General features: G+C 71.0%; 23 protein-coding genes. 8 read left to right on the top strand and 15 right to left on the bottom strand.

All coding sequences use genetic code 11. The features are described 5' to 3' along the window. The 6 genes from BA062_RS00005 to BA062_RS00030 form a co-directional block, all read right to left on the bottom strand. On the bottom strand, window positions 1-1,268 hold a 1,268-nt coding region (locus BA062_RS00005), incomplete at its 3' end, for a GAF domain-containing protein (protein ID WP_110334305.1). A gap of 40 nt (window positions 1,269-1,308) precedes the next feature. Continuing rightward, window positions 1,309-2,418: an acetoin dehydrogenase dihydrolipoyllysine-residue acetyltransferase subunit gene (locus BA062_RS00010; RefSeq protein ID WP_210406713.1), complete on the bottom strand. Its 1,110-nt coding sequence runs from the start codon at window positions 2,416-2,418 to the stop codon at window positions 1,309-1,311. 2 nt (window positions 2,419-2,420) lie between these two features. Continuing rightward, on the bottom strand, window positions 2,421-3,434 hold the full coding sequence (locus BA062_RS00015) for an alpha-ketoacid dehydrogenase subunit beta (protein ID WP_110333932.1): 1,014 nt from the start codon (window positions 3,432-3,434) through the stop codon (window positions 2,421-2,423). A 14-nt stretch (window positions 3,435-3,448) separates the two neighbouring features. After that, on the bottom strand, window positions 3,449-4,444 hold the full coding sequence (locus tag BA062_RS00020; protein WP_110333933.1) for a thiamine pyrophosphate-dependent dehydrogenase E1 component subunit alpha: 996 nt from the start codon (window positions 4,442-4,444) through the stop codon (window positions 3,449-3,451). Continuing rightward, window positions 4,441-5,502 (bottom strand): ATP-NAD kinase family protein, encoded by a 1,062-nt coding sequence (locus tag BA062_RS00025; protein WP_110333934.1) that lies wholly within the window; start codon window positions 5,500-5,502, stop codon window positions 4,441-4,443. Before BA062_RS00025 ends, BA062_RS00020 begins: the two co-directional genes overlap by 4 nt. Before the next feature lie 119 nt (window positions 5,503-5,621). Then, the gene (locus BA062_RS00030; RefSeq protein ID WP_110333935.1) at window positions 5,622-6,563 is read right to left on the bottom strand and encodes an acyl-CoA desaturase; all 942 of its coding nucleotides are present in this window, start codon (window positions 6,561-6,563) and stop codon (window positions 5,622-5,624) included. Window positions 6,564-6,744: 181 nt separating this feature from the next. Here BA062_RS00030 and BA062_RS00035 point away from each other — a divergent pair, with 181 nt between their 5' ends. From BA062_RS00035 to BA062_RS00045, 3 genes are all read left to right on the top strand, one after another. Beyond that, window positions 6,745-7,167 (top strand): acyl-CoA thioesterase, encoded by a 423-nt coding sequence (locus BA062_RS00035; protein ID WP_110333936.1) that lies wholly within the window; start codon window positions 6,745-6,747, stop codon window positions 7,165-7,167. A 72-nt stretch (window positions 7,168-7,239) separates the two neighbouring features. Then, complete coding sequence (locus BA062_RS00040; protein ID WP_110333937.1) at window positions 7,240-7,605, top strand: hypothetical protein; 366 nt, start codon at window positions 7,240-7,242, stop codon at window positions 7,603-7,605. Beyond that, entirely contained in the window at window positions 7,598-8,020 is a 423-nt protein-coding gene (locus BA062_RS00045; protein WP_245959605.1) for a hypothetical protein, read from the top strand. The genes BA062_RS00040 and BA062_RS00045 overlap by 8 nt, the downstream gene beginning before the upstream one ends. Here BA062_RS00045 and BA062_RS00050 read toward each other — a convergent pair. The 4 genes from BA062_RS00050 to BA062_RS00065 all read right to left on the bottom strand — a co-directional run bounded on the left by BA062_RS00050 (window position 8,001) and on the right by BA062_RS00065 (window position 11,287). Further along, window positions 8,001-8,348 (bottom strand): hypothetical protein, encoded by a 348-nt coding sequence (locus BA062_RS00050; protein WP_110333939.1) that lies wholly within the window; start codon window positions 8,346-8,348, stop codon window positions 8,001-8,003. The genes BA062_RS00045 and BA062_RS00050 overlap by 20 nt on opposite strands. Window positions 8,349-8,415: 67 nt before the next feature. Continuing rightward, window positions 8,416-9,303, bottom strand: a complete 888-nt coding sequence (locus tag BA062_RS00055; protein WP_110333940.1) for a M56 family metallopeptidase — start codon at window positions 9,301-9,303, stop codon at window positions 8,416-8,418. Beyond that, complete coding sequence (locus BA062_RS00060; protein WP_110333941.1) at window positions 9,300-9,662, bottom strand: BlaI/MecI/CopY family transcriptional regulator; 363 nt, start codon at window positions 9,660-9,662, stop codon at window positions 9,300-9,302. The genes BA062_RS00055 and BA062_RS00060 overlap by 4 nt, the downstream gene beginning before the upstream one ends. 26 nt (window positions 9,663-9,688) lie before the next feature. Further along, complete coding sequence (locus BA062_RS00065; protein ID WP_110333942.1) at window positions 9,689-11,287, bottom strand: PucR family transcriptional regulator; 1,599 nt, start codon at window positions 11,285-11,287, stop codon at window positions 9,689-9,691. 60 nt (window positions 11,288-11,347) lie between these two features. On the opposite strand from BA062_RS00065, the gene pruA reads away from it, so the two are divergent. After that, window positions 11,348-12,973 (top strand): L-glutamate gamma-semialdehyde dehydrogenase, encoded by a 1,626-nt coding sequence (gene pruA / locus BA062_RS00070; RefSeq protein ID WP_110333943.1) that lies wholly within the window; start codon window positions 11,348-11,350, stop codon window positions 12,971-12,973. Between the two features lie 10 nt (window positions 12,974-12,983). Then, window positions 12,984-13,907, top strand: coding sequence for a proline dehydrogenase family protein (locus BA062_RS00075; protein ID WP_110333944.1), 924 nt, complete (start codon window positions 12,984-12,986; stop codon window positions 13,905-13,907). Here BA062_RS00075 and BA062_RS00080 read toward each other — a convergent pair. Next, entirely contained in the window at window positions 13,904-14,152 is a 249-nt protein-coding gene (locus BA062_RS00080) for a Prokaryotic metallothionein (RefSeq protein WP_110333945.1), read from the bottom strand. The genes BA062_RS00075 and BA062_RS00080 overlap by 4 nt on opposite strands. Window positions 14,153-14,186: 34 nt before the next feature. Continuing rightward, window positions 14,187-16,202 carry an MMPL family transporter gene (locus BA062_RS00085; protein ID WP_168213843.1) on the bottom strand — a complete coding sequence of 672 codons (2,016 nt, stop codon included), beginning with the start codon at window positions 16,200-16,202 and terminating at the stop codon, window positions 14,187-14,189. A gap of 94 nt (window positions 16,203-16,296) precedes the next feature. Here BA062_RS00085 and BA062_RS00090 point away from each other — a divergent pair, with 94 nt between their 5' ends. Next, the gene (locus BA062_RS00090) at window positions 16,297-16,797 is read left to right on the top strand and encodes a MarR family winged helix-turn-helix transcriptional regulator (RefSeq protein WP_245959606.1); all 501 of its coding nucleotides are present in this window, start codon (window positions 16,297-16,299) and stop codon (window positions 16,795-16,797) included. A gap of 57 nt (window positions 16,798-16,854) precedes the next feature. Here BA062_RS00090 and BA062_RS00095 read toward each other — a convergent pair whose 3' ends face one another. The 3 genes from BA062_RS00095 to BA062_RS00105 all read right to left on the bottom strand — a co-directional run bounded on the left by BA062_RS00095 (window position 16,855) and on the right by BA062_RS00105 (window position 18,391). After that, complete coding sequence (locus BA062_RS00095) at window positions 16,855-17,268, bottom strand: VOC family protein (protein ID WP_110333946.1); 414 nt, start codon at window positions 17,266-17,268, stop codon at window positions 16,855-16,857. A 62-nt stretch (window positions 17,269-17,330) separates the two neighbouring features. Beyond that, window positions 17,331-17,732, bottom strand: coding sequence for a helix-turn-helix domain-containing protein (locus tag BA062_RS00100; RefSeq protein WP_245959607.1), 402 nt, complete (start codon window positions 17,730-17,732; stop codon window positions 17,331-17,333). Continuing rightward, window positions 17,729-18,391 (bottom strand): TetR/AcrR family transcriptional regulator C-terminal domain-containing protein, encoded by a 663-nt coding sequence (locus tag BA062_RS00105; RefSeq protein WP_110333947.1) that lies wholly within the window; start codon window positions 18,389-18,391, stop codon window positions 17,729-17,731. Before BA062_RS00105 ends, BA062_RS00100 begins: the two co-directional genes overlap by 4 nt. 63 nt (window positions 18,392-18,454) lie before the next feature. Here BA062_RS00105 and BA062_RS00110 point away from each other — a divergent pair, with 63 nt between their 5' ends. Further along, entirely contained in the window at window positions 18,455-19,435 is a 981-nt protein-coding gene (locus BA062_RS00110; RefSeq protein WP_110333948.1) for an ATP-binding cassette domain-containing protein, read from the top strand. Continuing rightward, window positions 19,432-20,292, top strand: a complete 861-nt coding sequence (locus tag BA062_RS00115) for an ABC transporter permease (RefSeq protein ID WP_110333949.1) — start codon at window positions 19,432-19,434, stop codon at window positions 20,290-20,292. Before BA062_RS00110 ends, BA062_RS00115 begins: the two co-directional genes overlap by 4 nt. Window positions 20,293-20,628 lie beyond the last annotated feature (336 nt).

Consider the following 20,628-nt stretch of genomic DNA (forward strand, 5'->3'; position numbering starts at 1 on the left):
GGCCTCCGCAATGCCGGGGCGGTGGAATGCGGCAGCACCAGCTCCGGTGCCTCCGGCCGCTCGAGCACCACCTCGAGATCGTCAGCGAAGCGATAGGGCCTGCGCGCCAGAATCGTGCCGAGCCGCCTGCGCAGGCGCGACATCTCGGCACGGACGGTGACCGTGCGCTCGGCGTCGCCGAAGAGATCCAGCGCCAGCTCCGCGGCCGAGCGGCCGTCCCGGTGACAGGCGAGGACGTACAGCATCTCCGCGTGCCGGGGGCTCAGCGGATAGGACCAGGTGCCGCTCGGCCCGGTGACCGTGAGCGTGCAGTCCCTCGGCGAGCGCACGTCGAGCACGGCGCTGGTGGTGCCGCGCTCGGTGTCGTGCTCGGTGACCCGTACGAGCCAGCCGCCGGGCACCGGCTCCACCTGGCACGTGCCGAGCGACGGCAGCCACGCCTCGCCCGGCGCGCAGCCGCGGGGCAGCGGCACCCGGTCCAGCGGCGCGAGCCCGGACACGGCGGCCACCCAGCCGTGCTCGTCGGTGACCATCGCCCGGCCCGGCACCTTGGACAGCACCGGCAGCGCGGCGGCACGCAGCCGCTCCAGCTCGGCGAGGTGGGCGTTGCGCAGCTGCGACTCGGCGAGCTTCGCCACGGCGTCGACCAGCGCAAGGGTGGTGGCGTGCACGGTCGCGGCCGGGCCGGAGAGGTCGACCACGCCGAGGAGCCTGCCGTCGCGGGGATCGTGCAACGGCGCCGCCGCGCACGTCCACGCGTGGTGCGAGCGCACGTAATGCTCAGCCGAGTAGACCTGCATGGGCCTGCGGGCGACAAGCGCGGTGCCGATGGCGTTGGTGCCGACGTGGTTCTCGTCCCACGACACGCCCTCGGTGAAGCCGAGCCGGTCGGCGCGGTGCCGCACGGCGTTGCTGCCCTCGCGCCACAGCACGCACGCGTCGCCGTCAACCACCACCATGATGTGCGCGGCCTCCTCTGCCACGCTGATCAGGCCGCCACGCAGGATCGGCAGCGCGTCGGCGAGCCCGCTGGCGCGGCGCCTGGCCTCGAGGTCCTCCGCAGGCAGCGGCCTGCCGTCCTCCCGGCCGTGATCGGGGTCGAGGCCGAGCCGCCGCATGCGCTGCCAGGACGCGCCGATGACCGCGCGCGGCTCGGCGGGTGGGCTCGCGCCGGAGAGCGCGGCCTCGTGCACCCGCGCGAGCACGCGCGCGTACCGCCGGGGGTCCGCCCCGACGGGCACCGCTGCCTCGAGGTGCTCCTGGCGCACGGAGACGAGTGTCGCAAGCCGGATGGGTCGCACGGAACCCTTACCGGCGGTTCGTCACCGCATTGACCGCCGCGACCACGGCGTTCGGCTGCTCCAGGTGCACCATGTGCCCCGCCTGTTCCACGTACTCGACGTCATCGAGGCCCTCACCGTTGGTGGCGGGCAGCACCGCGTCCCGCCTGCCCCACACCACCGCCACCGGAACGTCCACTTCGGACAGCAGCGGGGCGACGTCGAGCGCGGGCTCGTCGCCGTCGAGCAGGGTGCCGAGCAGCGCGCCCAGCGCCTTGTCCACGCCGTCGAGCCGCTTGTACCGCATGAGATCGTCGGCGAGCTGCCTGGTGACCTGACCGGGGTCGGCGAACAGCGCCGCGAGGTGCGGTTTCAGCTCCCGCCGGGACCTGGCCTCGGCGAAGCCCCGCAGGTAGCCGGCGTTGATGCGGCTGCCGAACCCCGCGGGGGCGACGAGCGTCAGCGAGGCCACCCGCGCGGGTTCCCTCGCGGCCGCGGCCACCACCACCGCACCGCCGAGCGAGTGCCCCACGAGGTGCGCCCGCTCGATGCCGCGCTCGGCCAGCAGGCCCAGCACGGCACCGGCGAGCACGTCGAGCGAGCCGTCCCCGACGTCCTTGGTGGACTCTCCGTGACCGGGCAGGTCGAGCGCGTACACGGTGTGTGACTGCGACAGTGGTTCCTGCACGAACAGCCAGGAGTTCTTGTCGCCGCCGTAGCCGTGCACGAGCACCACGGTCTCCTCGCCCTCGCCGAGCGCGGCGAAGCAGATCGTGCGCCCCTCCACCTCGACGCTGCCCGTGACCGGGCCAGCGACCTCGGCCACCGCGCCCGAGTCCAGCTCCTCCCTCGCCAGCAGCGCCGCCTCGTCCAGCTCGGCGTCCGGCACGTCGGCGGGAGCGATCAGCGCGAGCGTCGCTCCCACCGGCACGTCCTCGCCGACCTGGGCGATGATCCGGCGCAGCACACCTTCGTCGGCCGACTCCAGCGCGCCGGCGATCTTGTCGGTGTCGATCTCGGCGAGGTCGTCGCCGTCGGCGATCTCGTCACCCTCCGAGGCGATCCACTCGGTGACCTTGCCGCTGGTCATCGACAGACCCCACTTCGGCATGACGACCTTGCGAATGGCGTCGTTCATCCTCACCGCTTCCATTCGACGACGGTCTTCACGGCGTTGGCCACGCGCTGGGCGTCCGGGATGTAGAGGTCCTCCAGCGCGTCGGAGAACGGCACCGGCGTGTGCGGAGCGGTCACCATCTCGATCGGGGCGCGCAGCGAACCGAACGCCTCCTTGGCGACGAGCGCGGAGATGTCGGTGGCGAGGTTGCAGCGCGGCGTCGCCTCGTCCACCACCACGAGCCGTCCGGTGTTCTCGACGCTCTCCAGGATCGTCTCCGTGTCGAGCGGGCTCGTGGTGCGCGGGTCGATGATCTCGGCCTCGACCCCTGAATCGGCCAGCTGTTTCGCCGCCTCCTCGGCAACCGACACCATGCGCCCGATCGCCACGATCGTCACGTCGTCGCCGTCCCGGACGACGCCAGCCTCGCCGAACGGGATCGTGTAGCTGTCCTCCGGCACCTCGCCCGTGACGTCGTACATCGCCTTGTGCTCACAGAAGATCACCGGGTCGTCGTCGCGGATCGACTGGATCATGAGGCCCTTCGCCTCGTACGGGCTCGACGGCACCACGACCTTCAGCCCCGGGATGTGGGTGAAGATCGGGTACAGCGCCTGCGAGTGCTGCGCGGCCGCGCGCAGGCCCGCGCCGTACATCGTGCGGATCACCACCGGCGTCTTCGCCTTGCCGCCGAACATGTACCGGAACTTGGCCGCCTGGTTGAAGATCTGGTCGAAGCACACGCCCATGAAGTCGATGAACATCAGCTCGGCGACGGGGCGAAGACCGCTGGTCGCCGCGCCGATCGCCGCGCCGACGAACGCCGACTCGGAGATCGGGGTGTCGAGCACCCGGCCGGGGAAACGGTGGTAGAGCCCTTTGGTGACACCGAGAACGCCGCCCCACGCGTCGTCCTCACCGGGGCTGCCGGCGCCGCCCGCGTTGTCCTCGCCGAGGACGATCACCGACTCGTCGCGCTCCATCTCCTGTGCGAGGGCTTCGTTGAGCGCCTCGCGGTAGCTGATCGTGCGTGCCATGACGGGAACCCTCCTCAGTACTCGATGTAGACGTCGGTCTCGAGGTCGGCGGCGGTCGGCTTCGGCGCGGCCTTGGCCTCCTCCACCGCGGCGTCGATCAAATCGGTCACTTGCGCGTCGACGGCGTCGAGCTGTGCGGCCTCGACCTGCCCGGTCTCGGTGACCCTCGTGCGGAACCGCTTGAGGCAGTCGAGGTGCTCGCGGGCGTTGGCGACCTCGTCGGCGCGGTAGGTCTGCTGGTCGCCCTCGAAGTGCCCGAAGTAGCGGGTGAACTTCACCTCGATGAGCGTCGGCCCTCCGCCCTCGCGGGCGCGCTGGATGGCCTCGGCCGCCGCCTCGTGCACGGCGAAGAAGTCGAAGCCGTCCACGATCACGCCGGGCATGCCGAACCCGGCCGCGCGGTCGGCGATGTTGTCGGCCGCGACCGACCACGTGCTGGAGGTGGCCTCCGCGTAACCGTTGTTCTCGGCGACGAAGATCGCGGGCAGCTGCCACACGGACGCGAGGTTGAGGGCTTCGAGCGTGGTGCCCTGGTTGCTCGCGCCGTCGCCGAAGAACGCGACGCCGACGCCGCCCGTGCCCTTCTGCTTGGCGGCGAGTGCGGTGCCGCAGATCAGCGGCGGGCCGCCGCCGACGATGCCGTTGGCGCCGAGCATCCCCTTGGAGAGGTCGGCGATGTGCATGGAGCCGCCCTTGCCGTGGCACGAGCCGGTCCTGCGGCCGTAGATCTCGGCCATCATCGCCTTGACGTCGACGCCCTTGGCGATGCAGTGCCCGTGGCCGCGGTGGGTGCTGGCGATGGCGTCGCGGTCGTCGAGGTGCACGCAGACGCCGGTGGCCGAGGCCTCCTCGCCCGCGTAGAGGTGGACGAAGCCGGGGATCTCCCCGGTGGCGAACTCGGCGTGCACCCGCTCCTCGAAGGCGCGAATGGTGCGCATCGTGCGGTAGGCGTCGAGCAGGGCGTTCCCGTCGAGCTCGTGCGATACCGCCGTGGACAGGGTATCCGTCATCGTTGACGCTCCTTTCGTTGTGCCACGTGGTTTTCCGTGCACAGCAGTCCGTTCGCCGAGGCCTCGGCGAGCACGGCCGAGACGTCGACGCAGCGCGGGCCCTCGGCACACAGGCGCACGGTCGCGGTCTCAGATCCGGTGAGTTCCAGCTCGCGCTCGCCGTCGACGGCGATCACCCCGCCGCGGAGTCCGATCTCGACGGGCTCGCCGACCGGCAGCGGGCGCCAGGCGTCGACGCCGACGGGCACGACGAGCCCCGGCGCGATCGGTGCGTGCACGACCCAGCGGGCGTGCTCGGGCGGGGCGAGGGTGAGGGCGACGCCGTCCGGCTCGTCGCGCGGGCTCGGGCAGAGCTGGCCCGCGACACTGGAGAGGCCGATGCCGTCGGGCTCGGCGAAGGTGCAGAACAGCTCCGTCAGCGTCTCCGGATGCCACAGGGCGCGGGAGCCGATGTGCCGCGAACGGGACGCGCACACGTCCACCAGCGCGGTCTCGCCACGGTCGGCGGTGCCGACGTGCAGCACGGTGGCACGCCGGGTGCCGGTCTCCGCGGCGACGGCCCCGGTCGCGACGAGCCCGCCTGCCAGCCCGGCGACGGTCGCCTCGCGCATGCGGGGGAAGGCGTTGTTGGTGCCGGTCGACAAGGCGAGCAGGGGCACGTCTCCGCACGCGGCGGCGGCCACGCGCGCGGTGCCGTCGCCGCCGAGGCACACGATCAGCCTGGCCCCGTCGGCGACCATGCGGCGCACGGCGTTGGTCGTGTCGAGGGCGGTGCCGGTGATCGCGTCGTCGGCGCAGAACACGACGTCGGGCCACGCGCCGTCGCGGCCCGGCCTGCGGGCGCGGGAGGCCCTGAGCACGGCGGCGGAGATGCCGCCGAGGTCGGTGGACAACAGCGCGCGGGTGACGCCCACCGAGGCGAACGCGGTGAGCAGCCGCTGCACCATGTTGGCCTTCTCGGCGGTCGGGAACACCGACGCCTGCGCCACGAGCCGCCGGATGTCCCGCCCCGACGCGGGGTTGGCCACCACCCCGACGGTTACTGTGTCCGACGTCACATGTCTATGTGACTACGGCGCGCCCTTCGGCGAAAGGGTTGCAGCAGGTTGCAACCGCAGTGAAGGCCACCTTCCCTGCGTTGAACGCAGGGAAGGTGGCCTTCACTGCGGTTGTTGGGTCAGGACTTGGCGGTGGCCAGGCGGTCGAGGCGGGCGGTGGTCGGCCAGCGCACGTCCCGCGCCCAGCCGAACTTCTCGAACAGCCAGATCATCCGCGCCGAGATGTCGATCTGCCCGCGCAGCACGCCGTGCCGGGCGCACGTCGGGTCGGCGTGGTGCAGGTTGTGCCACGCCTCGCCGAAGGAGAAGATCGCCAGCGGCCAGAAGTTGGCCGCCTTGTCACGGCTGGTGAACGGGCGCTCGCCGATCATGTGGCAGATCGAGTTCACCGACCACGTCACGTGATGCAGCACGCCGATCCGCACGAAGCCCGCCCAGAAGAACGCCGTCACGCCGCCCCAGAACGACCAGGTGATGAGGCCGCCGAGCACACCGGGCAGCAGCAGGCTCAGGCCGACCCACAGCGGGAAGAGCTTGTCGACGCGCTGGATGTCGCGGTCGGCGAGCAGGTCGGGCGCGAACCGCTCCGCGTTGGTGACGTCGCGGTCGAACAGCCAGCCCATGTGCGCGTGCCAGAAGCCCTTCGCGAGCGCCTTCGGCCCCGTGCCGAACAGCCACGGCGAATGCGGGTCGCCCGCACGGTCGGAGAACGCGTGGTGCCTGCGGTGATCGGCGACCCAGGGCGTGACCTGGCCCTGCGCCGCGAGGCTTCCCGCGATCGCGAGCGCCACGCGCAGTGTCCGGTTCGCCTTGAACGACCCGTGCGTGAAGTGCCGGTGGTAGCCGACGGTGACCCCGAGACCGCTGACCACGAAGAAGAACACGCCGAGCCCGATGTCCACCCAGCTCAGGCCCCAGCCCCACGCGAAGGGGACGGCGACGGCGAGCGCCACGATGGGCGCCAGCACGAAGATCTTGACGGTGATGTGCTCGGGCAACGACGTGCGCCCGGAGATCATCGGTTTGGGTTTTCGCGTGGTCGGAGCGGGAGACGCGGTCATGAACACCTCGTTCGTCGGATCGGGGTCTCGGGGAGCACGGCAAAAGAAATAGCCGAATTCAATGAAGCAAACGCCGAATTCACACTGACCCGAACGCTCGCGATGTCGATGTCTGACCTCGGACGCTACCGCATACCCGGCTCCGACGCCATGCAATCCAGTCGCCGACTAGATTGCCGGGGTGGCTTATGCACATTGGGAGCTCGTGCCGACCAGATGGCGGGACAACGACGTATATGGGCACGTCAACAACGTCGTCTACTACGAGTTCATGGACACGGTTATCAACCGCTGGCTTATAGCAGAGGGTGGTCTTGACATTCAAGAAGGCCAGGTCATAGGGGTTTGTGTCGAATCACACTGCAATTACCACGCATCCTCAGAATTTCCTGAGAAACTCGCGATCGGCCTGCGCGTGGGCAACCTCGGCACCTCCAGCGTGCGCTACGAGATCGGAATCCACCGCGAGGACCGGTCCGAGTTGCTCGCCGAGGGGCACTTCGTGCACGTGTTCATCGACCGGGGCACGAGGCGCCCGGAACCGGTCACCGGAGCGCTTCGCGAGGCACTGCGGCGACTGACCGTGAAGTCCACAGAGGACTGACCGGCCGCCGCGCACCGCCGTCCCCGCGCCCCGTACGCTACGACTAGTAGTACTTGGCTTGCTGGAGGACCGGTGATCACTGGGTATGCGGTCGCGGTGGCGCTGTGCTCGCTGGCCGTCGCGGCCTGGGCCTTCGTGCTCGCGGCGAGGGGCAAGTCGCCGGCCAGGCCCCTGCTGACCGGGCTGGCCGTGCTGGAGGTCCTGCTGCTGGTGCAGGTGGTGATCTCGGTCGTGCTGCTCGTCGGCGGCGACCGGCCGGGCAGCATGGTCACCTTCCTCGCCTACCTCGTGGGCTCCCTGCTGGTGCTGCCGGTCGGCGCGGTGTGGGCGCTGGCGGAGAACACCAGGTCGAGCACCGTGGTGCTGGGCGTCGCGTGCGTGACCGTGCCGGTACTGATCCTGCGGATGTCGGAGGTCTGGGGTGGCGCGAGTGCCTGAGCGAGCTTCGGAACGCCCGGCCACGGCGAGCGGGCCCGGCCGCGTGCTGGTGGCGGTGTACGCGATCTTCGCGGTGGCCGCCACGTCGCGAGCGGCCGTGCAGATCGCGACCCGCTTCGACGAGGCGCCCGTGCCGTACGTGCTGTCGGCGTTCGCGGCCGTGGTGTACCTGCTCGCGACGTTCGCGCTCGCGCGCAGCGGCGTCACGTGGTGGCGGGTGGCGCTCGCGGCGTGCTCGGTGGAGCTGGCGGGTGTGCTCGTGGTGGGCACACTGAGTGTGTTCGACCGGGCGGCGTTCCCCGACGCCGCCGTCTGGTCGAACTACGGGATGGGTTACCTGTTCATTCCGCTCGTACTGCCCGTCATCGGGCTGCTCTGGCTGCGGCGGACGGCGCCTACCAGAACACCGCGATGACCACGTTGGCCAGCGTGAAACCGGCCAGCCCGTAGAACACGCCCTTGCCGGACTCGGGGCGGCGCCACAGGATATGGGCCAGCACGAGCACGATCACGGCGATGCCGAGCTTGACGGCGACCTTGGTGTTGTCCGGTTCCGCGGCGACGAGCCCCGCCGAGGCGATGCCGACGAGCGCGACACCGGTGAGGACCTGGGCACCCGCGCTGTACATCGTGATCGCGGGAGCGGGTCCGGCCGGTGCGACGCTGCGCGCGACCACGCCACTGACGATGCCGGCCATCCCGAGCAGGTGCAGCACGACCAATGCGTCGTAGACGATTTCCATGCCGAGAACTTACTACATGCAGTAGTAGAGACTGCAGTGAAGGCCTTCACTGCAGTCGGTGAGTCGGTCAGAGGGGGACGGCGAAGAGGGCCGCCGACGTGGCGAGGGCGGTCAGCACCAGCACACAGGCCAACGGCAACGCGGGCGGGAAGCCGAAGCGGTCCGGTTCACGCAGACGGCGGATGCGCGCCTGCACCGGGGTGTCCGCCACGGCGAGCGCTCCCGCCGGGGTACCGGCCGTTCCGTTGGCGTGGAAGCGTTCCAGCGCGCTCGCCAGCGGCTCCCTGCCGTGCTGGCGGGCCGCCTTGTCGTCGGCACACATCTCCACGAGCAGCTCGATCGTCGCGCACACCCGCGTGAGCAGCGCGCTGCCCGGCAGCAGCCTGCGCAGCGCCTGGAACGGCGCCACCACGAGATGGTGCCGCTCGCGCGCGTGCGCCCGTTCGTGGGCGAGCACGGCGTCCAGCTCCGCGTCGGTCAGCAGCCGCCGCGCACCCGCGCTGACCACGATCCGGGGAGTGCGGCCGGGCAGGCAGTAGGCGACGGCGATGGGGTGGTCCACCACGAGCGCACCGGTGTCCTGCCGCGCGACGAGCTGCAGCAACAGCCGGTGTCGCGCCCGCGCGCGGGCCGTGCTGCGCAGGCACAGCAGCTGGTTGACGATCAGCCAGCCCGCGAGCGCGAGACCGGCCACGACGGCCACCGAATGCCACAGGTCCAGCTCGTGGATCACCGGGGGCAGGTCGAACAGCGCGGGCACCAGACCCCGCTGGTAGGGCGCGAGCCCGAAGCCGAGCAGCGCGCCGATCGTGGACACCACCAGCGTCAGGACTGTGATCTGCCAGAGGATCAGCGCCGCCCTGGGGTGGGCGTGCGTCCAGCGGCTTCGCAGCAGCCAGAGCGCCACGAGCACGGCCGCCGTGCCCGCCGCGAGCTGGTGCCCCACGAGGATCACGTCTTCTCTTCCCGTTCGAGCGCCTGCCGTAGCGCGTCGGCCTCGTCGCTGGTCACCGACTGCGCGAAGCGCACCAGCGCCGAGCCACGGTCACCGGTCAGCTCCAGCGCCTCCAGCATCAGCTCGGCGACGTACTCCTCGCGCGTCGCCGCGGGCGCGTACAGCCAGGCGCGGCCTGCCCGTTCGCGGCGCACGACGTTCTTCGCCGCAAGCCGCGTCAACACGGTCATCACGGTCGTGTAGGCGAGACCACGGTCGGCGAGCGCCGCGTGCACCGCACGCACACTGGCCGGCTCGGGTCGCGCCCAGAGCACATCCATCACCGCGCGCTCCAGTTCTCCGAGCCTCGCCACGTCCACCCCTTCTGCAATCCGCCTGCGGAAATTCAACCACGAACCGTCGTGGTGGTGACCCCTGTTGTGACCGCCAGCAACAGCTGAAGGTGGCACGACAGCCGCTCGCGGGGATCGCCGAGGTCGATGCCGCTCACGGCACTCGCCCTGCGTAGCCGGTGCCGCACGGTGTTGGGGTGGACGTGCAGCGCGGCGGCCACCGAGCGCACGTCGCCCATCGCGTCGAGCCAGGCGAGCAACGTCGGCACCAGCTCGGAGCCGTGCTCGGCGTCGTGGGCGAGCAGCGCGGCGACCGCGGGATCGTGCAGGCCGGGGTTGGCCTCCAGTAGCGCGAGCGTCTCGCCGAGCAGCACCTCGGCCCGCAGGTCGGCGATGCTGGCGACCGACCGGGCCGCGCCCATCGCGTCGAGCACGCGGTCGGCCTCGGCTCTCGACGCACCGGCGTCGCGCAGCGCGGCGACCGCCGAGCCGATGCCCGCCTGCACGCGCACGCCGGTGCGGCGGGTGAGCACCTCGGCCACGTCGGTGACCTCGGTGACGAGCCCGGTGAGCTGCCGCGCGTCCGGCAGCACCGCGTACACGCGCGCGCCGTCGGCCCCGACCAGCGCGCCCTTGCGGTACGACGCCATGTGCACCGAGACCATCGTGAGCATCTCGGCCAGGTGCAGCTCGCGCACCGGCTCGTCGGCCGTGGGCTCGCGGGCCGTGAACGCCACGACCACGGCGGGCGTCGCCGGGTCGAGCCCGAGCTGGCCGGCCACCAGGTCCGGGCTGGTGTGCCCGGTGAGCAGGCCGGCCACCAGCTCCTCGCGCGAGCGGCCGTGCTCGCTGCGCTGCCGCAGGAGATGCACGGCGGCGAGCCGGGCGCCGCCGAGCAGCGCGCTCTCGGCCCGCTCGGCGAAGGGCTCCCTGCCCTCCTGCACCCACACCGTGCCGAGATGGTGGGTACCAGCCCGGATGCCGACGGCGAGCCTGCGGCGGATGCCGAGCTCGGGGTGCGGCTCGATGCGCACCACTTCCTCGCCCGCGCGCAGCCGTGCGAAGACGCCCCACTCGCGCAGCAGCGCGAGGTAGCTCTCGGGGCCCTGCCAGCCGAGGATCGAGAGCCTGCGCAGCTCGTCGACCTCGTCATCCGACCTGGAGTAGGCGAGCACCCGGTTGCCCGCGTCCTCGATGCTGACGCTGCCGCCGGTGAGCAGTGCAAGCGTTTGCGCCAGGGAGAAGAGGTCGCCTGGCCCATCGCTGAAGCCCTCGGCGAGCGTGGCGCTGTCGAGCACCTGCCGCACCACGGTCTCCAGCTGGTCCCAGCGCACCGGCGCCGCGACGCTGAGCAGGGCGACGCCCGACTCGGCCGCGATGGCGGCCAGCTCGGCGGTCGCCTCCTTCACCGCGACCGCGGCCGCGCCCTGGCGCGCCGCCGCCCGCACCGGCCTTGCGGCCTCGCGCCCGCGCACGCCGATGATCAGCACCAGCTCACCCGAGTAGCTCCCGGGCTCGTCGTCGGGGTCGAGGATCGCCACGCCGCGCACCAGCGGATCGGCGTGCTCCGTACGCAGCTCCACCAGCGGGAGGCCGATCGCCACCAGCAGCCGGCGCAGCCCCAAGCCGTTGTTCGATCGGCCAACGCTCATGGTTCAACGTTAGCCGGACGCACAGCCCGCGAAGGTGGCCGCGGTCCCACACTTCCAGACATGGACGCCATCACCAGCCCGCCAGTGCCCCGCAACGAACCGGTCCGGGACTACGTACCCGGCTCGCCCGAGCGCGAGAGCCTCACCCGCAAGCTCGCCGAACTGGCGAGCACGCGCTTCGAGCTCACCGCCACCATCGGCGGCGAGCAGCGGATGCCGGACGGCGAGCGCATCGACGTCGTCCAACCGCACAACCACGCCCACGTGCTGGGCACCACCGCCAACTCGACGCACGCCGACGCGAAGGACGCGATCGACGCCGCGCTGCGGGCGGGCGAGTCGTGGCGCCGCCTGCCCTTCGACGAGCGGGCCGCCGTGCTGCTGCGCGCCGCCGACCTGCTGTCGGGGCCGTGGCGCGACACCCTCAACGCGGCGACGATGCTCGGCCAGTCCAAGACCGCCGTGCAGGCCGAGATCGACTCCGCGTGCGAGCTCGCCGACTTCTGGCGGTTCAACGTGCACTTCGCCCGCGAGCTGTTGCAGGGTCAGCCGCAGAGCTCGCCCGGCGTGTGGAACCGGCTCGACTACCGCCCGCTCGAGGGCTTCGTCTACGCGATCACGCCGTTCAACTTCACCGCCATCGCGGGCAACCTGCCCACCGCGCCGGCGCTCATGGGCAACACCGTGCTGTGGAAGCCCTCGCCGACGCAGGGCCTCGCCGCGCACCTCACGCTGCGCCTGCTGGAGGAGGCCGGCCTGCCGCCGGGCGTGATCAACCTGCTGCCCGGCGACGGCCTCGCCGTCTCGGACGTCGCGCTCGCCGACCCCGCGCTCGCCGGCATCCACTTCACCGGCTCCACCAGGACGTTCCAGCATCTGTGGTCGGCGGTCGGCGCCAACATCGGCGGCTACCGCACGTACCCGAGGCTGGTCGGCGAGACCGGGGGCAAGGACTTCGTGGTGGCCCACCCCAGCGCCGACGTCGACGTCCTGCGCACGGCACTCGTGCGCGGCGCGTTCGAGTTCCAGGGCCAGAAGTGCTCCGCCGCCTCGCGCGCGTTCGTGCCGCGCTCGGTGTGGGCGCGGCTCAAGGACGACCTGGTGGCCGAGGTGGAGGCGCTGACGGTCGGCGACGTGACCGACCTGCGCAACTTCATGGGCGCCGTCATCGACCGCAGGGCCTACGACCGCCTGGCCGGGGTGCTCGAGCTGGCGCACGCAGCGCCGTCGCTGGAGATCATCGCGGGCGGCACGGCCGACGATTCGACCGGCTACTTCGTGCGGCCGACCGTGCTCGAGGGCACCGACCCGACGCACGAGGTGTTCCGCACCGAGTACTTCGGCCCCGTGCTGGCCGTGCACGTCTACGACGACGGCGAGTACGACCGCGTGCTGCACGAGGTGGACCGCGGCGCGGCCTACGGGCTCACGGGCTCGATCATCGCGACCGACCGGGCCGCCATCGAGCGGGCGAAGGAGGTGCTGCGCTTCGCGGCCGGCAACTTCTACGTCAACGACAAGCCGACCGGCGCGGTCGTCGGCCAGCAGCCCTTCGGCGGCGCCCGCGGCTCGGGCACCAACGACAAGGCCGGCTCGGTCTACAACCTGCTGCGCTGGGTCAGCCCGCGCACGGTCAAGGAGACGTTCGTGCCCCCGGTCCGCTCGTCCTACCCACACCAGCTCTAGGAGGTCCGCCATGCTGCGCTCGGCCATCATCGCCGCGTCCCGCTCGCGGAAGTGCCGCTCGCTCGTCGAGAACCTGCCGCTAGCCAGGCCGATCGTCGACCGGTTCGTGGCGGGCGAGCGGGTCACCGACGCGCTGGCCGCCACGCGGGAGCTGACCCGCGACCGGCTGGTGACGCTCGACCACCTCGGTGAGGACACACAGGAGCGGGTGCAGGCCGACGCGGCCGTCGAGGCGTACCGGAGCCTGCTCGGGACCCTCGCCGACGAGGGGCTCGCCGCGAAGGCGGAGGTGTCGGTGAAGCTGTCGGCTCTCGGCCGGACCCTCCCCCGTGACGGTGACAAGATCGCCCTCGAAGGGGCGCGCGCGATCTGCGAGGCCGCGGCGAGCGCGGGCACCACGGTGACCGTGGACATGGAGGACCACACGACGGTCGACGCGACGCTGTCGATCGTGCGCGAGCTGCGGGTGGACTTCCCGTGGGTGGGCGCCGTGCTGCAGGCGTACCTGCGGCGCACCGAGGGCGACTGCGCGGACCTGGCCGGGCCGGGCTCGCGGGTGCGGCTGTGCAAGGGCGCCTACGACGAGCCGGCCTCGGTCGCCTACCGCGACAGGGCCGATGTGGACGCCTCGTACGTGCGGTGCCTCAAGATCCTCATGCACGGCGACGGCTACCCGATGGTCGCCACGCACGACCCCCGGCTGATCGCGATCGCGCAGGACGTAGCGCTGCGGGCGGGCCGGGGCCGCGAGGGGTACGAGCACCAGATGCTGTTCGGCATCCGGGCGGACGAACAGCAACGACTCGCCGCGCGTGGGCTGCGCATGAGGGTCTACGTGCCCTACGGCGGCGAGTGGTACCCGTACTTCGTGCGGCGCCTCGGCGAACGGCCCGCCAACCTGGCCTTCTTCGCCAGGGCGCTGGTGGGCCGCTAGGCGGTCACGGCGTCGCGAGCCTTGGAGCCGAGTTCGCTCGACTCCCGGGCGCAGTGGGCGCAGCAGAAGAAGTGCCCATCGACGTCGACGCCGTGCCCGGCCACCTTGCAGCCGCAGTGTTCACACACGGGCGCGAGCTTGTGGATGGCGCACTCGAACGAGTCGAACGTGTGCCTGCCGCCGCCCTTGGTGTGGATCTCGAAGGACAGGTCGTACTCGTTCCCACAGACTTCGCAAGTAGCCATACGTACGCATTCCCGCATGGGTCGGTGGCAAACCTCAGCGCGAGAGCGCCGAAGGCCACCACACCTTCCTGCCGATGTCCACGGTCAGTGCGGGCACCAGCAGGGACCGCACGATCAGGGTGTCGAGCAGCACGCCGAACGCCACGATGAACGCGATCTGCGCGAGGAACAGGATCGGCAGCACCGCGAGCGCCGCGAACGTCGCCGCGAGCACGACGCCTGCCGACGTGATCACCCCTCCGGTGACGGTGAGCCCGTGGCGCGTGCCCTCGCGCGTCCCCCTCGTCCGCGCCTCCTCGCGGACCCTGGTCATCAGGAAGATGTTGTAGTCGATGCCCAGTGCCACCAGGAACACGAAGCCGAACAGCGGCACGGCCGGGTCGGCGCCGGGGAAGCCGAGCACGTGGTTGAACACCAGCGCCGACACCCCCATCGTCGCCGCGAACGACAGCACGACGGTGGCCACGAGCAGCAGCGGCGCGAGCAGCGAACGCAGCAGCAGGGCCAGCACGGCGAAGACCACCACGAGCACGATCGGGATGATCACCATGCGGTCGCGTTTGGACGTCTCCTGCGTGTCGAGCTGCACGGCGGTGCGCCCGCCCACCTTCGCGTCGGCACCCTCCAAGGCGTGCACCGAGTCGCGCAGGTCCTGCACGATGCCCACCGCGCGCTCGGAGTCGGCGGGCGCGTCGAGCACGGCCTCGATGAGCACGAGCCCGTCGCGGGTGCCCGCGGCCTCGGCACTGGAGACGCCGTCGACGCGCGTCGCCTCCAGCACCGCGTCGGTCCGCTGCGCGTCGGCGATCACGATCGCGGGCGAGCCGACGCCGCCGGGGAAGTGCCGCGACAGCACCTCCTGCCCCGCGACCGAGTCGACGTCGGTGAGGAAGACGTCGGTCTGCGAGGTGCCGTCGGCCTTGAGCTGGGGTACGAACGCCGCGCCCGCGAGCAGCACCAGCGCGGTGACCACCCAGACCGCCCTCGGCCTGCGGTCGACGAAGCCGGCGATCCGGCCCCAGACGCCCTTCGCCTCGGGGTGCGGGGAGCCGTGCATCGGGCGGAACGGCCAGAACGCGGCGCGGCCGAAGATGGCGAGCACCGCGGGCAGGAAGGTGACCGAGGCCAGCAGCGAGGCGCCGATGCCGATCGCGGCGACCGGGCCGAGGCCCCGGTTGGAGTTGAGGTCGCTGAACAGCAGGCACAGCACGCCGAGGATCACGGTGCCCGCCGACGCGGCGATGGGTTCGATGGTGCCGCGCAAGGCTTTGCGGATCGCGGCGTACCGGTCCTCGGTGTCCCGGAGTTCCTCGCGGAACCGGGAGACGAGCAGCAACGCGTAGTCGGTCGCGGCGCCGAAGACGAGGATGAACAGGATGCCCTGGCTCTGGCCGTTGAGCGCGAGCGCTCCCGAGTCGGCGAGCAGATAGACGGTGAGGCTCGCGAGGCCGAGCGCGAAGATCCCCGAGAGCAGGACGAGGAACGGCAGCAGCGGGCTGCGGTAGACGATGATCAGGATCAGGGCCACGACGGAGCCCGCGACCAGCAGGAGCATGCCGTCGATGCCGCCGAACGCCTCGGAGAGGTCGGCGATCTGCCCCGCGGGTCCGGCCGCGTAGACGTCGAGCCCCTCGGGCCGGTCGCGATCGAGCAGCCCGCGCAGCTGTTCGACGGCCTCGTTCGGCTCGCCGGTCATGGGCACCACGAGCTGCAGCGCCTGGCCGTCACGCGACGGGATCACCGGCGACAGCGGCTGCTGCACGCCCTCGATCGAGGCGGCCTCGCCCGCGCGTTCCTCCAGATAAGCGCGGTCGGCCGGGGTGACGCCGCCCTCGCGCTCGGCGACGACGATCGCAGGCACGGCCTCGTTCTGCGTGAACCGCTCCTGTAGCCGCTGGACCTCCGTGGCCTCGGCGGATGCCGGCAGGAACGCCGAGTTGTCGTTCTCGGAGACGTCACTCAGCTTGCCCGCGAACGGGCCGCCGAACCCGCCGATCGCCAGCCAGCCGATCATGATCAGTGCGGGAACGAGCCATCGGAGCCTGCGCACGGTTCTCCCAGTTAGTTCGATCGTCGAATGATTCGATGACCGAAATACTAAGCTGGGTACGTTGGAGCGGCAAACCGGGAGGAGTGAGACAAACGTGACAGCGGCTCACAGCCCGGGCGACGACGTCCTCGTGCGGCTGCTGCGGCAGCTGACCGTGGAGAACGGCGAGTTCGTCGAGATCCTGCGCCAGGCGCATCGCATGCACCGGACGGATCTCAACGCACTCGCCGTGATCATGGAAGCCACCAGGTCGGGAGGGCCGCCGAGCCCGAGGGAGCTCGCCGAGGCGCTGCACCTGTCGGCCTCGGCGACGACGGCGCTGATCGACCGGCTGGAATCGGCGGGCCACGTGCACCGCACCCGCAGCGCGACCGACCGAAGGCGCGTCGAGCTGCGGGTGGAGGAGACGGCGCTGGAGCTCGCGCGGAGCCTCTTCACCCCGCTCGGCGAGGAGCTCTCCCGCACGTGGACCGAGTTCGGCCCGGAGGAGCGGCGCATCATCGAGCGCTTCCTGACCGTCAGCATCGACGCCACGGTCCGCACGAAGAAGGCGGTGCTCCCCCCGGGCCGGCCCAGGTCAGGCGGACCGCAGTGAAGGCCACCTTCACTGCGGTCAACGCAGTGAAGGTGGCCTTCACTGCATGCGTCGTGGTCACTGGGGCGGCTTGGGCTGCGTGAGCCGCCAGTGGTTGCCGCTCGGGTCGCGGAACGCGGCGTCGATGCCGTAGAAGCGCTCCTCGGGCTCCTCGATGAACTCGACGCCCTTGGCCTTCAGCTCGGCGTAGGTCGCGCGACAGTCGTCGGTGCGGAAGGCACCGGGGCCGAGCGCGCCCGTCGCCAGCAGCGTGCGGATCTGCCGCGCCGCCGCGTCGTCGATCATCGGCGCCTCCGGCTCCACCAGCATGATCGGCAGCTCCGGCTGCTCGGGCGCCGACACGATCAGGTACCGGAACCCGTCGATCGTCTCGTCCATCGTGGGTTTGAGGCCGAGCTTGCCGACGTAGAACTCGTACGCCTCCTGCTGGTCGCGAACCCTGACGCAGACCAATGCCATTCCTGTGATCATCGAGAACCACCTCCGGCAACGACGCTAACGAGCGCGCGGCGCGTGGTGCTTCTCGAAAACGCTCATTCGCGCGGGCGGGTCCAGATCCGCAGGTAGCAGGCGGGAATCGGCACCGGCGGCAACGTGGCGGCCCTGCGCCGGTACGCCGTCGGGCTCTCGCCGACGAACCGGCGGAACTGGGTGCTGAACGAGCCGAGGCTGGTGAAGCCGACCGCCAGGCACACCTCGGTGACCGACAGCTCGCCCGCACGCAACAGCGCCTTCGCGCGTTCCAACCTGCGCGTCATCAAGTACCGGTACGGCGTTTCCCCGAACGCCTGCTTGAACGTGCGCCGGAAATGCGCCTGCGAGACGCAGGCCGAACGGGCCAGCGCCGCGATGTCCAGCTCCTCGGCGTAGTCCCGGTCGATCAGGTCGCGCACCCGCAACAGCTCGCGCGCGAGCTCGGCCCCCGGCGCGCTCACCACAGCTCCTCGTGCCGGGCTCGCAGCCCGCGGATCAACAGCTCGAGGCCGTAGTCGAACGTCGACATCGGCGAGCGGTGCCCCTTGCCGGCCGCCGCGGCGGCCAGGTGCGGGAACCGGTCGGCGTCGGTGATCGCGCGGCCCAGCGCGGAGTCGTCGGCGCCCTCCTGTTCGCGGGAGGCCTCCGACTGCCACTCCAGCGCCATGCCACCGACGTAGCCACCAAGGACGAAGAAGATCTGCTGCGCCTCGTCCGCGGGGAACCCCACGGCTACCAGCTCGCCGAGCGCGGTGTCGACGTGCTGCAGCCGGTCGAGCGTCGGCCGGTTGCCCGCCACCACCTGTGGCGCGTCACGCACCGAGGTCATCACCAGGAACATCGCCCTCGCGCGCTCCTCCAGCCAGTCCCACCACGGCTGGCCATCGGCGGGCCGGTTCGCCATGCCGGTCCAGCCCTTGCGCAGCAGGTACTCGGCGACACTGTCGAGCAGCTCGCGCTTGCTCGCGATGTACCAGTAGAGCGTCGGCGCCGAGACACCCAGCTCGGTGGCGATGCGGCGCAGTGACACCGCCGCGAGCCCGCGTTCGCCCATCAGGTCGACCGCCTTGCTGACGATCGCCTCCCTCGTCACCGACTTTCCGCTGGTCTCCGTCGCCACCTTGACAGACTAACAGTGTTAGAGAGACCCTGACCTCTAACACCGTTAGAGAGGGGTCGGAACGTGGTGAACCAAGCCGTGCACGTCCGCGGACTGGAGAAGTCCTACGGCGACGTGCGGGCGGTGGGCGGCATCGACCTCGACGTCGCCGAGGGGGAGATGTTCGGCTTCCTCGGGCCGAACGGGGCAGGCAAGTCCACCGCCATCAAGATCCTGTGCACCATCACCGACGCCACGGCGGGCACGGCCGTGGTCGCCGGACACGACGTGCGCACCGAACGCGCCGAGGTACGCCGCAACATCGGGGTCGTCTTCCAGGAGTCCACACTGGACGCCTACCTGACCGCGGAGCAGAACCTGCGCTTCCACGGCGAGCTGTACGGCCTCCCGCGCAGGCTGCTGCGCGAACGCATGGACGAGGTACTCGAACTGGTGGGCCTCACCGACCGGCGGCACGACCCCGTGCTGAAGTTCTCCGGCGGCATGCGGCGCAGGCTGGAGATCGGCCGCGGCCTGCTGCACGCGCCGAGGGTGCTCTTCCTCGACGAGCCGACCATCGGGCTCGACCCCCAGACGCGAGCGTCGATCTGGGAGTACATCGCGCTGCTGCGGCAACGGCAGGACATCACCATCTTCGTCACCACGCACTACATGGACGAGGCCGAGCACTGCGACCGCATCGCGATCATGAACCGCGGCGAGATCGTGGTCACCGACACCCCGGACGCGCTCAAGAGCAGCGTCGGCGCCGACCGCGTGCGGGTGCGGACCGAGGACGACCCCGCCGCGATCGCGGTGCTGCGGGAGCGGTTCGGGCTGGACGCGGCGATCCACGACGGAATGGTGACGTTCGCGGTCGCCGACGGCGCACAGTTCGTGCCGAGGCTGTTCGGCGAGCTGGGCATCGGCATCGACACGGTGACCGTGACCAGGCCCAGCCTGGACGACGTCTTCATGGCCTACACGGGCCGGACGATGGGCGACACCGAGAAGGGCGACGGCGCGAGCGCGCTGGCGCGGATGATGATGGCGGGTAGGCGATGAGCACGACCATCCAGAGGGAAGTCGAGCTTCCGGCGGCACCGGGCGGGCTCGCGCACGAACTGCGCGCGACGGCGATGGTGTGGCGACGCGAGATGATCCGGTTCCGCCGCGACCGCACGCGCGTGTTCGCGATGCTGCTGCAGCCGCTGCTGTTCCTCTTCGTCATGGGCACCGGACTGTCCAGTGTGGTCAGTGTGTCGAGCGAGGTGGACTTCCGCACGTTCCTCTTCCCCGGTGTGCTGGCGATGTCGGTGCTGTTCAGCGCGGCGTTCGCGGGGATCTCGCTGGTGTGGGATCGCGAGTTCGGGTTCCTGCGGGAGATGCTGGTGGCGCCCGTGAGCAAGACGTCGATCATCCTCGGCAAATGCCTCGGCGGGGCGACCACGGCCACGCTGCAGACGACGATCCTGCTCGCGCTCGCCGGCCTGGTGGGGGTGCCGTACGACCTCGGGCTGCTGCTGTCGTTGCTGGGGCTGCTCTTTCTCGGTGCGCTCATGCTGACGGCGCTGGGTGTGCTGCTGTCGGCGCGGATCAAGCAGATCCAGTCGGCGATGCCGGCGAGCCAGCTGATCATCACGCCGATGATGTTCCTCTCCGGAGCCCTTTTCCCGCTGGCGAACCTGCCCGGCTGGCTCTCGGTGCTCACCAAGGTCAACCCGCTGACCTACGTCGTGCAGCCGATGCGCTCGGTGGTCTTCGACCACCTCGACGTACCGGCGAGTGCGAGGGCGGCCCTCGACCCGGCGATCACGTGGGCGGGGTGGGAGGTTCCGGTCGTCCTGCAGGTACTGATCGCGGTGACCTGCACCGTGGGCCTCATAGCGGCGGGCATCGCGATCTTCAACCGCACCGACTGAGGTACCGGTCCGCGAGTCGTGCACTCCCGTTCGCGAGTCGTGCGTTCCCGACCGCGAGTCGTGCGTTCCCGACCGCGAGTCGTGCGTTCCGGTGCGCGAGTCGTGCGTTCCCGCACACGACTTCCCCGCTCCGAGCGCCGCGGGCGAAGCCCGAACCGGCGACTCGCCGTCCCGAGTGGGGTGCTCGCGGCCGGGAGCGGGGGACTCGCGAACGGGAGCGCACGACTCGGCCGTCCTGAGTGCACAACTCGCGTGCTGGAGTGCACAACTCGCGTGCTGGAGCGCACGACTCGCGTGCTGGAGTGCACGACTCGCGCACGTGGGTGCACGACTCGC

This window comes from Prauserella flavalba (assembly GCF_003202235.1).
Classification (GTDB): domain Bacteria; phylum Actinomycetota; class Actinomycetes; order Mycobacteriales; family Pseudonocardiaceae; genus Prauserella_A; species Prauserella_A flavalba.

Bases quoted from the DNA above. Each gene is read 5' to 3' on its own strand.
- BA062_RS00010 (WP_210406713.1), bottom strand. From the start codon at position 2,418: ATGAACGACGCCATTCGCAAGGTCGTCATGCCGAAGTGGGGTCTGTCG.
- BA062_RS00015 (WP_110333932.1), bottom strand. From the start codon at position 3,434: ATGGCACGCACGATCAGCTACCGCGAGGCGCTCAACGAAGCCCTCGCA.
- BA062_RS00020 (WP_110333933.1), bottom strand. From the start codon at position 4,444: ATGACGGATACCCTGTCCACGGCGGTATCGCACGAGCTCGACGGGAAC.
- BA062_RS00030 (WP_110333935.1), bottom strand. From the start codon at position 6,563: ATGACCGCGTCTCCCGCTCCGACCACGCGAAAACCCAAACCGATGATC.
- BA062_RS00050 (WP_110333939.1), bottom strand. From the start codon at position 8,348: ATGGAAATCGTCTACGACGCATTGGTCGTGCTGCACCTGCTCGGGATG.
- BA062_RS00065 (WP_110333942.1), bottom strand. From the start codon at position 11,287: ATGAGCGTTGGCCGATCGAACAACGGCTTGGGGCTGCGCCGGCTGCTG.
- pruA (WP_110333943.1), top strand. From the start codon at position 11,348: ATGGACGCCATCACCAGCCCGCCAGTGCCCCGCAACGAACCGGTCCGG.
- BA062_RS00075 (WP_110333944.1), top strand. From the start codon at position 12,984: ATGCTGCGCTCGGCCATCATCGCCGCGTCCCGCTCGCGGAAGTGCCGC.
- BA062_RS00080 (WP_110333945.1), bottom strand. From the start codon at position 14,152: ATGGCTACTTGCGAAGTCTGTGGGAACGAGTACGACCTGTCCTTCGAG.
- BA062_RS00095 (WP_110333946.1), bottom strand. From the start codon at position 17,268: ATGATCACAGGAATGGCATTGGTCTGCGTCAGGGTTCGCGACCAGCAG.
- BA062_RS00115 (WP_110333949.1), top strand. From the start codon at position 19,432: ATGAGCACGACCATCCAGAGGGAAGTCGAGCTTCCGGCGGCACCGGGC.